Origin of the sequence: Halorubrum californiense DSM 19288 (genome assembly GCF_000336875.1) — an archaeon.
In the GTDB taxonomy this organism is placed as follows: domain Archaea; phylum Halobacteriota; class Halobacteria; order Halobacteriales; family Haloferacaceae; genus Halorubrum; species Halorubrum californiense.
The window spans coordinates 98,040-111,761 of the sequence record NZ_AOJK01000064.1 but is presented as its reverse complement, the minus strand read 5'-3'; the positions used below and the strand labels follow the sequence as shown (position 1 = coordinate 111,761).

The following is a 13,722-nucleotide window of genomic DNA, read 5'->3' as shown; positions in this document are numbered from 1 at the left end:
AAGGGATCGCTCGGGAAACGATACTACGGTGCGAGTTACTTTCCGGGTTTTTTCACTGTTTACGAGTTGGAAAAACAGATCGGCCTCGATCACGTGTCAGTCGAATCCCACGAAAACGCCGAGGGGAGGTGGTGCGGGGTGTTGCCGCCACCGTCGTCCGCTCGCGCGCGGTACGCTTCGAGGTCCCCGCGGAACGAGGGGTCGGCCACCGCGATCAGTTCCGCGGCGCGCTCGCGAGGCGAGAGTCCCCGGAGGTCGGCGACGCCGTGTTCGGTGACGACCACGCTCGCGTCGTGTTCGGAGTGGTCGACGTGCGGCGTCAGCGGGACGATTCGGGAGACGTCGCCGCCGACCGCCGTCGAGGGGAGCGCGACGACGCCGAGCCGGCAGTTGCGCGCGAAGTCGCCGCCGCCGCCGATGCCGTTGACGACGCGAGTGCCGCCGATGTGGGTCGCGTTCACGTTGCCGTACAGGTCGACTTCGACGGCGCTGTTGACGCCGACAACGCCGAACCGGTCGATCAGTTCGGGGGCGTTCGAGACGTCCGCCGGCCGCAACACCACGTCCTCGGCGTAGCGCTCGACGTCCGCGAACAGGCGCGCTTGGCCCTCGCTCGACAGCGCCAGCGAGGTGGCGCTCGCGCCGCGGAGGTCGCCCGCATCGAGCATGTCGAGGAGGCCGTCCTGGACGACCTCGCCGACGTACGCCACGTCGCGGTCGCCGAAGTCGACGTCCGCGAGCGCGCCCATCAGCGCGTTGCCGAGGCTACCGACCCCGAACTGGAGGTTCACCGCGTCGGAGAGCAGCGGGTTGCGGTCGAGTTCGGCCTCCAAGAACTCGCCGAGGTTCGCCGCGATGGCCTCGTCGGTGGCGGACACCTCGCGGAACTCGTAGGGGTCGTCCGCCCGGTCCGTCTCGACGACGGCGGCGAGCTTCTCGGGATCGAACCGGACCGCCGGCCCGTCCGTCTCGCCGAGGGGATCGTCGAGGGGGATCGGCGACCGATTCGGCGGGTCCTCGCGGACGTGGACGTCGTGGACACGGGCGAGGTCGAGCGGCTGCGCGCGGTTGACCTCGACGACGATCCGGTCGGCCGCGCCCACGTACGCCGGCGTGTGTCCGATTGACGTGGAGGGGACGAGCCAGTCGGGACCGACCGCGACCGCCTCGACCACCGCTATCGTCTTGCCGCGCATGCCCGCGCGGAGCCCGCCGAACCGCACCTCGTCGGCGAGCCGCGAGATGTGGCGGTCGTGGAACTGGATCCGGCCCTCGTTGGCCGCCTCGCGGGAGGTCTCGTTGGGGACGAACGGGTAGCGCCGGGCCATGTCGCCGGACTCGACGAGGTCGCGGTCGATCTCGTCGCCGACGCCGCCGCCGGAGATCACCGTGAGTTCGCGCTCCTCGTCGGCCGCGGCGACGGCCTCGGGGACGAGCTTCGGGTAGCCGACGCCGCCGAACCCGGAGACGAGCAGCGTCGCGGTCTCGGGGACGAGCGCGGCCGCCTCCGCGGGGCTGGCGAAGGGCAGGTCGCCGCCGAGCCGCGTCGCCGGTACCGGGTCGTCGAGCGTCGGCGCCGCGGGGCCGGAAGGCGCGGGCGTCACTCCAGGTCCTCCGGCTGGGTGCCGATCCCCTCGGGCCAGCCCGTCGGCTGCGCGGCGCTCGGCTGGGCGTGCGAGCGCTTCAGCACCATCGGCGTGCGCTCCAGAGAGAGGACCAGTTCGTCGTTCTGGTTGTACGCGCGCAGCTCCGTGGTGACGATGCCGACGTGGTCCCGGGAGGCGGACTCCCGCTTCTCGAGGACCTCCGACTCCGCGAACAGCGTGTCGCCGTGGAAGACGGGCGCGTGGTGGCGGATCTCGTCGTAGCCGAGGTTCGCGGTGGCGTTCGCGCTCACGTCGATGACGCTCATCCCGACCGCGAGCGCGATGACGAAGGTGCCGTCGACGAGGCGCTCGCCGAACTCCGTCTCGGCGGCGTACGCCTCGTTGAAGTGCATCGGATTGAGGTTCATCGAGAGGTTGGTGAACCAGACGTTGTCCGTCTCGGTCACCGTCCGCCCGTAGGGGTGTTTGTACACGTCCCCCACCTCGAAGTCCTCGTAGTAGCGCCCCTCCCAGCCGCCGACGAGCCGGCGGTCGGCGCCCCCGTCGGTCGCCGCCGCTCCGTCGGCCGCCACCCCTCCGGCGGTCGCCGCGTCCCCGTCGCCGTCCACTCGCGCCGGTTCCCCGTCGTGTGCGTCGCTGTCGCGTGCCATACCGACCCCGACAACGAACGAGTAAAAGAGGGTTGCGCTCGCGGCCCCGTCCGCCGGATCGGTCTCGGCGCGACCGAATCCGATCGCGCGGGGACCTACAACGACGACGTGTACAGCAGCAGACCGACGGCAACGAGCGAGACCAACAGGATCCACCCGACCATGATGGCCCCCATCTGCCAGTGCGTGAGGTTCGTGCCCTCGAGTATCTCGGAAACGCCCATAGGTGGCTCAACTTACTCGGAGTATATAAGCGGTCTGGGTCGGGAGAAGTCGGTCGGAAGACCGGGAAGGAACCGATGTCCGGGGTGCGGCGTTCGGCTTTCCGGCCTCGGAGAAAGATTCAAAAACGTTCGTATACGACGTATACGTATGAGTACTCGTAACGTTCGGCTCGACGAGGACGTCTACGAACGGATAAAAAGCGAAAAGCGGCCGAACGAGACGTTCTCCGAGACCGTAGAACGGCTGATCGGCGGGGCGTCGTTGCTCGATCTGGCCGAGATCTTGAGCGACGAGAAGGCCGACGAGTTCCGGCGCGCCATCGATGAGTCCGACGGGGCCGGCACGCGGGAGGTCGACGAGCTGGTCGACCGGTTCGGCGGTGACGATGATACTTGACTCGTCGTTTCTCATCGACCTGATGAACGGCGACGACGCGGCGATGGAGGCCGCGCGCGAAATCGAGGAGCGTAGCGTCCCGCAGAGAGTACCGGCGCAAGTCGTGTACGAACTGTACGTCGGGGTCGGCTACTCGGAGAGCGCGTCCCGGGAGGTCGAGACCATCCAGTCCGTGCTGGAGTCGCGTCCTATCATCGATCTCACCGAGGACGTCGCGAAACACGCCGGACGGATCGACGGGCGACTCCGTCGGGAGGGGAGTCGAACCGGACAGGGCGGCATCAAAATCGCTGCGGCTGCGATCCGTCACGACGAACCCGTTATCACCGGCGATCCGGCTGATTTCGATCGGATCCCGGACGTGGAAGTTCGCGAGTACTGAGACGCCGCGCGCGGCGCAAAAAACATGGACTCGCGGGGGTCCCGCGAGCGAGCGAAGCGAGCGAGTGGGACTACGCGAGGAAACGACTGAGCGAACGAAGTGAGCGAAGAAGTGGACTCGCGGGGATTTGAACCCCGGGCCTCTTCCTTGCGAAGGAAGCGATCTGCCACTGATCTACGAGCCCTCATCACGATTCAATCCCCGTTCGTATTTGTACCTTACCTTTCGCTGACCGGTGCGGGAGACGCTCACATCCGGGAACCGAACTGAGTCGGAGAATTACCGGAGACGCCACGAAGGCAACCGGCACCGACGGGATTACATATCCAGCGCCGGAACCTGTATTCCCGGCAGTCTCCGGTCGGTTCCGCCGACTGGTTAACGTTTCTGAGACGCATTCCATATTCGTTACCCTTTTGCCCGCGGGCGACCGAGCATCTCGTATGTCAGACGCGACGGCGACGAACGCGGACACCGACGTGGACCCGGCCGCGCTCGCGGCCCTCAAACACGTCGGGCTCGTCGGCGGCCTCTCCGAGACGAAGGTGTCGTGCGCGGCGCTCGGCGACCGGCTCGACGCCTCCACGCAGACCGCCTCCCGACGCCTCCAGACGCTCGAATCGGCGGGCTACGTCGAGCGCGACGTGGTCAGCGACGGGCAGTGGGTCCGCGTGACGGACGCGGGCGAGGCCGCGCTCCGCGCGGAGTACGCCGACTACCGCCGCCTGTTCGAGTCGGACGTCGAAATCTCCCTCCGCGGGTCGGTCACCGGCGGTATGGGCGAGGGGCGCCACTACATCACGCTCCCGGGGTACGCCGAACAGTTCCGCGAGCGGCTCGGCTACGACCCGTTCCCGGGCACGCTGAACGTCGACCTCACCGAGGAGAGCGTCCGCCGGCGCAGCGAGATGGCCGGCATCGACGCCGTCCCAATCGACGCGTGGGAGGGCGAGGACCGCACGTACGGCGCGGCCACCTGCTACGGCGTCACCCTCGTCGCGGGCGACGAGCGCTACGAGGAGGTCCACGCCATCGTCCCCGACCGCACCCACCACGACGACGACCAGCTCGAACTGATCGCGCCGGACCGGCTGCGCGACGCGCTCGACCTCGACGACGACGATCAGGTGGAGGTCCGCGTCGAGCCGACGAGCCGGGCGGACGGCCCGGACGGCGAGGCCCGCGAGGGCGACGCAGACGGGAACGACGTCGGCGAGACGGAGGTGGCCTGATGCGGGTCGATGCCGACGCCGACGGGGAAGTCGCCGGCGAGGCCGGGGCGTCCGCTGACTCGACCGAAGCCGTCGAGCGCGCGATCGACGCCTTCCGTCAGGGCGAACCGGTGTTGGTTCACGACGCCGACGACCGCGAAGGCGAGACGGACATCCTCTACCCCGCGGGTGCGGTGACCCCCGCCGACCTCGCGCGGCTGCGCAACGACGGCGGAGGGCTGGTGTTCGTGGCGCTGTCAGACGCCGTCGCCGAGGCGTTCGACCTCCCGTTCCTCCACGACCTGATCGACCACCCCGCCGCCCGGTTCGACGGCCTCGGCTACGACGTCCGGCCGTCGTTCTCGCTGACGGTGAACCACCGGGAGACGTACACCGGCATCACCGACGAGGACCGCGCGCTCACGGTGCGGACGCTGGCCGACGCCGCGAGCGACCCGGAGTCGTTCGACTTCGCCGGCGAGTTCCGCGCGCCCGGTCACGTCCACCTGCTGCGTGGCGCTCCCGGGCTGCTGGCAGAGCGGGAGGGCCACACGGAGCTGGGGCTGGCGCTGGCCGGGGTGGCGGAGCGGCCGCCGGCGGTCGTCGGCTGCGAGATGCTCGACGACGAGACGGGCGAGGCGCTCGCGCCCGCGGACGCCGCCGCGTACGCGGCCCAGCGCGACATCCCGTACGTGGAGGGCGCGGCGCTCGTCGAGGCGCTGACGTAGCGAGCCCCGCTCGCCGTCGACGCGCGGACGCGGACGAGGGCATCGCCTCGCGGCAGCCCCCGACCGGTTGTCACAGTTTTAAGCCCGCCGCCCGCAACGAGCGAGTATGGGATTCGACGAGATGGACGTCGACACGATCTGGAAGAACGGGGAGTTCCTCGACTGGGAGGACGCGACGACCCACGTTCTGACCCACGCGCTCCACTACGGGAGCGGCGTGTTCGAGGGTGTCCGCTGTTACGACACGGATCGAGGGCCGGCGGTGTTCCGGTGGGAGGAGCACCTCGACCGACTGTTCGACTCCGCGAAGATGTACGACATGGACATCGAACACTCCCGCGAGGAGATCACCGAGGCGACGCTCGAACTCCTCGACCGGCAGGACCTCGAGTCCTGTTACATCCGGCCGATCGCCTACTACGGGTACGACTCGCTCGGCGTCTCGCCGGAGGGCTGCCCGACCGACCTCGTCCTCGCCGCGTGGCCGTGGGGCGCGTACCTCGGCGAGGAGGCCCTCGAAGACGGCGTCGACGTGATGGTCTCCTCGTGGCGGAAGCACGCCTCCTCGCAGGTGCCGACGAACGTGAAGACGACCGGCCTCTACGTCAACTCCATGCTGGCGGGCGAGGAGGCGCGCCGGAACGGCTACGTCGAGGCCATCGTCCTCAACAAGGAGGGCAACGTCGCGGAGGGCCCCGGCGAGAACATCTTCATGGTCAACGACGGCGAGATCTACACCACCGGGCCGGCGCAGTCCATCCTCGAAGGGATCACCCGCGACACCGTGATCACGCTCGCCGAGGAGCGCGGCTACGAGGTCCACGACGAGGCCGTCATCTCTCGCGGGCAGCTGTACACCGCCGACGAGCTGTTCTTCACCGGCTCCGCGGCCGAGGTCACGCCGATCCGCTCGGTCGACGACACCGAGATCGGTGCGGGCACCCGCGGCCCGGTTACCGAGGAGCTCCAGAGCGCCTTCTTCGACCTGGTCGAACGGCGGACGGGCGACCACGACGAGTGGTTCACCTACCTCTGAGCGCGGTGGCCTGACCGCGACCGCCCGAATTCGGGCGGACCTATCTTCTTCCGGACAGCGCCGTCGGCGTCAGACCCGACGGGAGCGGGTCACTCGCTCGAACCGCCGCTCGCCGAGCCGCGCCCCTCGGCGGCCGACCCCTCGCCGTCGCCGGGGGTGCCGTCGGTCCGGACGTGTCCGTAGCCGTCCGGCGTGTCCGCGCCGTCGCCGTCGGCCGGGCTCTCCTCGTGGACGGGGACCTGATGGGCCGACTCCGCGAACCCGGCCGAGAGGACCCGCGTCATCCCCTCCTCGACCGTCTCGCCGGTCTCCTCGATGCGGTCCGGCTCGACCTCGATGACGAAGCCGGTGGTGATGTTCGGCGCGGTCGGCATGAACAAGACGATCTTGCCGTCGCGGGTCTTCTTCCCGGTCCGGAAGGCGGTCATCCGAATCCCCGGCCACGTCTCGATGTACACCGGGCTCTGAAGTTCGTCGGTGCCGGAGATCGCCGTCTCGATCGCGAGCTTCGAGGCGTTGTACACGACCCGGAGCGCCGGGATTCGGTTGATCGTGTCGTCCACGGCCGACTCCGCCAAGCGGCCGAGCGTGGTCCGCATGAAGTAGCCGACCGCGAGGACGACGGTCGCGAACACCGCAAAGGCGATTATCACGCGGGAGACGGGCTCCAGCGGCGCCGGGATGATCTCGGGTTGGAGCCCCTCGATCAGCGGGATCGACGCGATGTACTGGTAGATCCAGCGGAGGACGAGCAGTAGAACGAGGAGCGGCGCCAGCACGATGAGCCCGCTGGCGAAGTCGCGTTTCCACGTGGACATCTATCGGATCGGTATGTGTCGGCAATACTTAAGAGAGCTTCCACGCGGCGGCGCGCGGGCGACGGCGATCGGGTCCGGCTCCGGTTCGCTGTCCCGTCCCGCCTACCGGCCCAGCACCGCCCGCGCCGCGAACGTCAGGTTCTCCTTGCGCTCGCGGACGCGCCGGTAGAAGTACGAGAGCCACTTGTCGCCGTACGGCGCGTACTGGTACACGTCGACCCCCTGCGCCGCGAGGTCGCGCTGCGCGTCCTCGCGCACTCCCATCAGCATCTGGACCTCGTAGTCGGCCTCGTACTCGCGCGCGAGCCGATCCGCCAGCGAGATCATCTCGGGGTCGTGGCTGCCGACCGCGATCCCGCGGTCGCGCCGTTCGAAGAGGAACTGGAGGTCATCGCGGTACGCCTCGTCGACGTCCGCCTTGTCCGTGTACGCGATCGACGACGGCTCGTCGTACGCGCCCTTCACGAGCCGAAGCTTGCCGGGAACGTCGACGAGGCGTTCGAGGTCGTCCGCGGTGCGTTTCAGGTTCGACTGGATACACTGGCCGACGCTCCACGGGTAGTCCGCGGCGATCGACTCGAAGGCGTCGAGGGTGTCGTCGGTGGTGTCGGCGTCCTCCATGTCGCACCAGACGAACGCGTCGACCTCGTCGGCGCGGGCGACGATCGCTCGGTAGTGCTCCTCGAACAGGTCGGCCGAGACGTCCATCCCGATCTGGGAGGGTTTCACCGAGACGCAGGCGTCGAGGCCGCTGTCGGCGATGTCGTCGAGCAGCTGGAGGTACGCGTCGGTGTCCGCGCGGGCGTCCGCGGGGTCGTCGTAATGCTCGCCGAGCAGGTTCAGGATGACCGCGACGCCGTCCTCGTTCGCGGCGCGCGTGTGGTCGAGGGCCGCCGGGACGCTCTCGCCGGCGACGAACCGGCTGGCGATCGGGGGGATCATACTGAGCGTTCCGGCCGGAGCGAACTTTACCTTTGCCGAGTCGGCGGCGACGACCGCAATTGCGTCCGGGTGACGATCGGCGACGACGGAACCGGGGTTTATAACACGCCGCGCGCCGCCCGTGGGGACATGATCGGCACGCTCGTTGCGACCGCGTTCTGGGCGATGCTCCCGGCCTACGTCCCGAACAACGCCGCGGTGTTGGCCGGCGGGGGACGCCCCATCGACGGCGGCCGCGAGTGGCGCGGCGCGCGGCTGCTCGGCGACGGGAAGACGTGGCGCGGCACCGCGGTCGGGACCCTCGTCGGCGTCCTCCTCGCGCTCGCGCTCAACGCGCTCGCCGACCCCGCGAGCGCGGCGCTCGGCGCCGACCTGCCGACGTTCGCGCTTCCGGCGGCGTTCGCGCTCGCCTTCGGCGCGATGTGCGGCGACATCGGCGCCTCGTTCCTCAAGCGCCGGTCCGGGCGCGAGCGCGGCGCCGCGTTCCCGGGGCTCGACCAGTTGGACTTCGTCGTCGGCGCGCTGGGCCTCGCCTTCCTCGTCGACGCCGACTGGGCGCTCCGGGTTTTCACGCCGCGCGTCCTCGCGGTCGTCCTCGTGATGACGCCCGTCCTCCACGTCGTCACGAACGTCGGCGCGTACGCGCTCGGCGTCAAGAACGAACCGTGGTGATGAAGAACGAGCCGTAGTGGGCGGAGACGGGAGTCCGCTCCCCGGCGAGTACCTCGTTGAAAAGTTGTGTATCGAACTCATTTTTCGCAGAAGCTGATCGATCGATCGCGTAATTCGCAGCGACGAGAACGGCAGAAAGATATATATGCTGGTGTGGCATACCGTGTCACGCATGTCTAGTAGTGCACCCAGCTCGGACGACGACGTGTTCGACGAGTTCCTCTCCGACCACGGCCACGAGACAGAGATCGTCGACTGGGAGCGATCCTATAACAAGCTTCAGTGTCCCGAGTGCGGTGCGCTCCACGAGGAAGGAAGCGCGCGGTGTTCCGTCTGCGACTGGCGGCCAAACTGACGCCCGCGGCGACGCCGCGTTCCGGGAATTTTCTTTCCGTCATACTCCCCGGTAGTATTATGTGGAATTACTCGATAGTGGATACCATGCCGACCTGTCAGAACTGCGGTTCGTTCGTGACGACAGATTACGTTCGGGTGTTCACGCCGAACGAGGTCGATCGGCCCCGCGTCTGCCCGGCCTGCGAGGACATGGTCCGGGACGGCGCCGACGTCCGCGAGGCGCGCGCGACGCGGAGCAGCTGACGAGCCGAACGGGCGATGAGACACCGATCCGCCGGGACCGAACCGGGACCGGGTCGAGGACCGCCGAGCCACGGCGTTTAAGGAGAGTCGGGATCTGGGAGTAACAATGACCGATACCACGGTGACGCGGCTGTTCGGGGGGCCCGGGAGCGGGAAGACGACCGCGCTCCTGGACCGCGTCGAGGAGATTCTCGAGGCGGAGGACGCCGAGGTCCGCGACGTGCTCGTCGTCTCGTACACGCGCGCGGCCGCCGCGGAGATCCGCGAGCGGCTCGCCGAACGGCTCGATATCTCCCCGCGCAGCCTCCAAGGGAACGTGAGCACGATGCACGCGAAGGCGTACGAACTCCTCGACCTGTCGCGAGGCGACGTGGTCGGCGAGGACGACAAGGAGGCCTTCTGCGAGGAGTTCGGCATCGAGTTCGAGGACCAGCACGGCGGGGCCGGCCGCCGGACCGCGCGGTCGACGACCATCGGCAACAAGATCATCGCTACCTCGCAGTGGCTCCAGCGCACCGAGCGCGACGTGGCCGACTGGTACGACGTGCCCTTCCAGTGGAACGTCGAGGAGGTCCGGCTCCCGCCCGAGGAGGACCCCAACGCCCAGCAGGGGAACAAGTACACGCCGACGTGGCCCTCCGACGACGACCGGATCGACATCCCGGAGACGATCCGCGCGTGGCGGACGTACAAGGGGGAGAACGACCTCGTCGGCTTCGCGGACATGCTCGAACGCGTCGCGCAGCGCTCGCTCGTCCCCAGCGTCGACTACCTGATCATCGACGAGTTCCAGGACATCACGACGCTCCAGTACAACGTCTTCGAGGAGTGGCGCCCGCACATGGAGAAGGTGCTGATCGCCGGCGACGACGACCAGGTCGTCTACGCGTGGCAGGGGGCCGACCCCGACCTCCTCCTCGACACCGACGTCGACGAGGACGTGGTCCTCCCGAACTCCTACCGACTTCCGTCGGAGATCCTCAACGTCGTCAACGCGGAGATCCGCCACATCGATAAGCGACAGGAGAAGGACCTCCACCCGCGCACGGAGGGCGGCACCGTCGAGGCGATCGAGTCGCCGTCGATGATCGAACTCGTCCGGAACGTCCGGTACACCGTCGAGGACGACGAGGGCGACATCATGTGTCTGTTCCGCGCCCGCTACCAGATGTTCGACTTCATCGACGAGTTCATCGACCACGGCATCCCGTTCTCGATGCTCACCGACGGGCGGATGTGGACCGACCGGGTCCAAGACTACGTCAGCGCCATCGAGAAGGCCGAGGCCGGTGACCCGGTCACCGGGCTGGAGGCGCGCCGGCTGGCCGACATGCTCCAAGAGTCGGCGTTCGGCACCCACGACCGCGAGGAGTTCTACGACTTCCTCGACGACCGCGAGGAGGCGGCCGACAGCGACGACGTGGCCGACATCGACATCGCGGCCGACACGCTCGACGAGTACATCCCGTTCATGCCGGACACCGCCAGCGCGGACGACATGGTCCGGAAGGTGACGAGCTTCCAGCGCAAATCGATGGGGGCGTACTTCGAGGGGGACTATCGGGGCACCGAGCCGACTCGCGTCCGCGTCGGCACCATCCACTCCGCGAAGGGCCGCGAGGCGGACCACGTGTTCGTCGCCACCGACCTCACGGAGAAGGTGGTCGAGCAGATGGCCGCCTCCATCGACGACCCGACCGACGTCGACGGGGTCGAGGAGTTCACCAAGTCGACGAGCCCCGTCCCGGTCCTCACCGACAACGAGCGCCGCGTCTTCTACGTCGGGATGTCCCGCGCCCGCGAACGGCTCGTGATCATGGAGAGCCTCATCAGCGGCGCGCCGACGCTCCCGATCAGCGTCCTCCTGTTCAACGAACTCCGCGAAGAGCCGGCCCAAGAGCTCGTCGAGGAGGTCCAAGCGGAGCTGGCGGTGCCCGAGCCCGAGCCGTGAGCGGGGACGACGCGGTGCCGGGAGCCGCCGAGGAACCGACCGCCCCGCTCCGGACCGACCTCCGCCCGGTCGTCGAGGCGGTCCGCGAGGCAGACGCGGCCGCGTTCGTCGCCGTCGGCGACCGCTTCGACGACGACCTGCGCTACCTCACGCGCTTTTCGGGGCCCGACCGACCGTCCGCGCTGGTCGTCGTTCCGGACGACGGAGCGGCCGCCGAAGACGGCCCGAACCCCGAGGTGCCCGTCGGACGCGCCGTCCTCTGTGCCCCCGCGCTGTTCCGCGAGCAGGCGGAGCGGGAGTTCGTCGCGGCCGCCCGCGACCCGACCGCGGAGCCGACCGACGACGCGGGCGCGGGGTTCCACGACGGCGTCGTCCGCGAGGTCCGGACCGAGGCCGTCGGCGACCACGCCGGGGAGCGCGCGGCCGCGATCGTGAACAAACTCGGCGGCGGAGAGAACGGGAGCGGTCCGGAACCCGCCGAGCGAACGGTCCTCACCCCTGCGTCGATCCCCCACGACGCCGCGGTGTACGTGGAGCGCGCGGGCAACAGTCTTGCGTCGACCGACGCAGTCGCGAACGCCCGAGCACGCAAGACGCCGGCGGAGGTCGACCGGCTCCGAAGGGTTCAACGGGCAGCGGTCGCCGGAATGGACCGCGCCGAGGCGGTGCTCGCTGAGAGCGAGGTCGTCGAGGCCGCTGACGAGGAGGCGGGAGCCGACGGACGCGGCGACGGCCGCCGGCCTCCGCTCCGCTGGGCGGGCGAGCCGCTGACGACGGAGCGGCTCCGCCGGGAGGTAAACCGGGTCCTCGCCGCCCGCGGGGTCCGTGACGCCGGTAACACGGTGATCGGCGCCGGCCCGTCCGCGGCCGACCTCCACTACGTCGGCGACGACCCGATCCGGCCCGGCGAGACGGTGTTGCTCGATATCTCGCCGCGCGGTCCGGACGGCTACTACGGCGACGTGACGCGGACGTTCGTCGCCGACGGCGACGGCGGCTGGGAGCGTCGCGCGTACGTCGCGGTCGAGGCCGCCCGCGAGGCCGCACTCGACGAGGTCGAACCCGGCGTGCCGGCGAAGACGGTCCACGGCGAGGCGGCCGCGGAACTGGCCGCCTACGGCTTCGACCCGAACGCGGGCGAGGGCGAGACGGGCTTCACCCACGGCACCGGGCACGGGGTCGGCGTGAGCCTCCACGAGGGGCCGTCGCTGTCGGGCGCGGGCGAACTCCGGCCGGGCCACGTCGTGACCGTCGAACCCGGCGTCTACGACCCCGCGGTCGGCGGCGTCAGGCTGGAGGACCTGATCCTCGTCACCGAGGACGGCTACGAGATCGTAGCGGAGTACCCGTTCGACATCGCGCCGAGCGAACGCGACTGAGTCGGCGATCGGAGCGGGAGAGCCAGGAGGCGGACGGGCGATCGAATCGGGGAGTCGGTTTTGCCGATGACTACAAGAACCGTTTGAGGTATCGGCGTTACTTTGATCAGACGGCGAGACCGTTGACGCGCATGCGATTCAGACCCTCCACCTCGGCAGACGAACCCGAACGGATCGAACGCGTCGCGAACCGACTACGCCACGTCGGAACGAGGGCGTTCGTGGTCGCTCTCGCCGCCGTCGGAGTCATCGCTCTCGCCGGCGCCGGCACCGTCGCCGCCGACGAACGGGTCGGGCTCAACGAGTCGACCATCACGGTGAACGACGGCGGGGCCGGCGCTATCGTCGTCGAGTCCGACGGCGTCGAGTCGTTCGAGGTCGTGATCGGCGACGAAGACGAGGTCGGCTACGGACTACGGGCGACCGTGACGCCTGACGGCGACGGCGGGACCGCGCTCACCTACGACCACGGCGAGGCGGGGGTCGGCGGTGACCCGCTGACCGCCACCGGCGCCGAAGTCGAACTCGATGAGGAGACCGATCTGGGCGAGTCCCCCGCTCCCGGGGCCTACGAGGTGAATCTGTTCATCGGCGACGGGAGCGAACCGGCCGACGTCGGTACGCTGACGGTCGACACCGGCGGCGAGAGCGGCGATCGCGGTGACGGGAACGCGGTCGAAGCAGTCCGCGATACGGACGTCGAGGACGTGGACCTCCTCGTCGAGCCGCGCGCGACCGTCGTCACGGTACCCGTCGAACTCGACGACGGAGCGGCCGTCGAGGTTCGGCTTCGGTCGGCCGGCAACGCCAGCACGAATTACATCAAGACCCGAGATGCGACGGTGACCGACGGGGAGGCGACGGCGACGATCAACGCGAGCGTCGCCGAGCCCGGGGAGCGGGCGACGCTGACGGTCCGCGGGAACGAGGAGCTCGGCGAGCCCGTGACGCGGGACGTACTCGTGGTCGACGACGTCGATTCGCCCGAGACGGGAGATACCGGCGGCGAGGCTCCCGGATTCGGCTTCGTCGCCGCCGGACTGGGAGTTCTCGGTGCCGCGCTCGTCGCCCGAGTTCGGGGGTGACGACGCGACGACGCCCACGGCTGCCCTCAGTCGAGCCCGG

Annotated in this window: 16 protein-coding genes and 1 tRNA gene; 11 read left to right on the top strand and 6 right to left on the bottom strand. The window is 69.3% G+C overall.

All coding sequences use genetic code 11. The features are described from left to right. Positions 1-89: 89 nt before the first annotated feature. The 3 genes from C463_RS13175 to C463_RS19960 form a co-directional block, all read right to left on the bottom strand. Complete coding sequence (locus C463_RS13175; RefSeq protein WP_008444574.1) at positions 90-1,604, bottom strand: acetyl-CoA hydrolase/transferase C-terminal domain-containing protein; 1,515 nt, start codon at positions 1,602-1,604, stop codon at positions 90-92. After that, positions 1,601-2,257, bottom strand: coding sequence for a MaoC family dehydratase (locus C463_RS13170; RefSeq protein WP_008444572.1), 657 nt, complete (start codon positions 2,255-2,257; stop codon positions 1,601-1,603). Before C463_RS13170 ends, C463_RS13175 begins: the two co-directional genes overlap by 4 nt. Positions 2,258-2,352: 95 nt before the next feature. Next, positions 2,353-2,481, bottom strand: coding sequence for a hypothetical protein (locus tag C463_RS19960; protein ID WP_008444571.1), 129 nt, complete (start codon positions 2,479-2,481; stop codon positions 2,353-2,355). A 148-nt stretch (positions 2,482-2,629) separates the two neighbouring features. Here C463_RS19960 and C463_RS13165 point away from each other — a divergent pair, with 148 nt between their 5' ends. Further along, positions 2,630-2,878 (top strand): antitoxin VapB family protein, encoded by a 249-nt coding sequence (locus C463_RS13165; protein WP_008444569.1) that lies wholly within the window; start codon positions 2,630-2,632, stop codon positions 2,876-2,878. Further along, positions 2,868-3,260 carry a type II toxin-antitoxin system VapC family toxin gene (locus C463_RS13160; RefSeq protein WP_008444567.1) on the top strand — a complete coding sequence of 131 codons (393 nt, stop codon included), beginning with the start codon at positions 2,868-2,870 and terminating at the stop codon, positions 3,258-3,260. The genes C463_RS13165 and C463_RS13160 overlap by 11 nt, the downstream gene beginning before the upstream one ends. Before the next feature lie 112 nt (positions 3,261-3,372). Here C463_RS13160 and C463_RS13155 read toward each other — a convergent pair. Beyond that, a tRNA-Ala gene (locus C463_RS13155) sits at positions 3,373-3,444 on the bottom strand. Positions 3,445-3,703: 259 nt separating this feature from the next. On the opposite strand from C463_RS13155, the gene C463_RS13150 reads away from it, so the two are divergent. From C463_RS13150 to C463_RS13140, 3 genes are all read left to right on the top strand, one after another. Beyond that, entirely contained in the window at positions 3,704-4,492 is a 789-nt protein-coding gene (locus C463_RS13150; protein ID WP_008444565.1) for a DUF120 domain-containing protein, read from the top strand. Continuing rightward, positions 4,492-5,199 (top strand): 3,4-dihydroxy-2-butanone-4-phosphate synthase, encoded by a 708-nt coding sequence (gene ribB / locus C463_RS13145; protein WP_008444558.1) that lies wholly within the window; start codon positions 4,492-4,494, stop codon positions 5,197-5,199. The genes C463_RS13150 and ribB overlap by 1 nt, the downstream gene beginning before the upstream one ends. Positions 5,200-5,305: 106 nt before the next feature. Beyond that, entirely contained in the window at positions 5,306-6,235 is a 930-nt protein-coding gene (locus C463_RS13140) for a branched-chain amino acid transaminase (RefSeq protein ID WP_008444557.1), read from the top strand. Between the two features lie 89 nt (positions 6,236-6,324). Here the strand turns inward: C463_RS13140 and C463_RS13135 are convergent, their stop codons facing one another. Together C463_RS13135 and C463_RS13130 are read right to left on the bottom strand one after the other, a co-directional pair. Next, the gene (locus tag C463_RS13135) at positions 6,325-7,053 is read right to left on the bottom strand and encodes a DUF502 domain-containing protein (RefSeq protein WP_008444556.1); all 729 of its coding nucleotides are present in this window, start codon (positions 7,051-7,053) and stop codon (positions 6,325-6,327) included. Between the two features lie 102 nt (positions 7,054-7,155). Further along, positions 7,156-7,995 (bottom strand): proline dehydrogenase family protein, encoded by an 840-nt coding sequence (locus C463_RS13130; protein ID WP_008444555.1) that lies wholly within the window; start codon positions 7,993-7,995, stop codon positions 7,156-7,158. Positions 7,996-8,124: 129 nt separating this feature from the next. Between C463_RS13130 and C463_RS13125 the strand changes: the two genes are divergently transcribed. The 6 genes from C463_RS13125 to C463_RS13105 all read left to right on the top strand — a co-directional run bounded on the left by C463_RS13125 (position 8,125) and on the right by C463_RS13105 (position 13,682). Next, positions 8,125-8,667: a CDP-2,3-bis-(O-geranylgeranyl)-sn-glycerol synthase gene (locus C463_RS13125; protein ID WP_049905923.1), complete on the top strand. Its 543-nt coding sequence runs from the start codon at positions 8,125-8,127 to the stop codon at positions 8,665-8,667. A gap of 172 nt (positions 8,668-8,839) precedes the next feature. After that, positions 8,840-9,022 carry an HVO_0416 family zinc finger protein gene (locus C463_RS13120; protein ID WP_049905922.1) on the top strand — a complete coding sequence of 61 codons (183 nt, stop codon included), beginning with the start codon at positions 8,840-8,842 and terminating at the stop codon, positions 9,020-9,022. An 86-nt stretch (positions 9,023-9,108) separates the two neighbouring features. Continuing rightward, the gene (locus C463_RS19275) at positions 9,109-9,267 is read left to right on the top strand and encodes a DUF7563 family protein (protein ID WP_004598729.1); all 159 of its coding nucleotides are present in this window, start codon (positions 9,109-9,111) and stop codon (positions 9,265-9,267) included. A gap of 106 nt (positions 9,268-9,373) precedes the next feature. After that, positions 9,374-11,218, top strand: a complete 1,845-nt coding sequence (locus C463_RS13115; protein WP_008444552.1) for a UvrD-helicase domain-containing protein — start codon at positions 9,374-9,376, stop codon at positions 11,216-11,218. After that, positions 11,215-12,597 (top strand): M24 family metallopeptidase, encoded by a 1,383-nt coding sequence (locus C463_RS13110; RefSeq protein ID WP_008444551.1) that lies wholly within the window; start codon positions 11,215-11,217, stop codon positions 12,595-12,597. The genes C463_RS13115 and C463_RS13110 overlap by 4 nt, the downstream gene beginning before the upstream one ends. A 131-nt stretch (positions 12,598-12,728) precedes the next feature. Continuing rightward, positions 12,729-13,682, top strand: a complete 954-nt coding sequence (locus C463_RS13105) for a BGTF surface domain-containing protein (RefSeq protein ID WP_008444550.1) — start codon at positions 12,729-12,731, stop codon at positions 13,680-13,682. Positions 13,683-13,722: the final 40 nt, after the last annotated feature.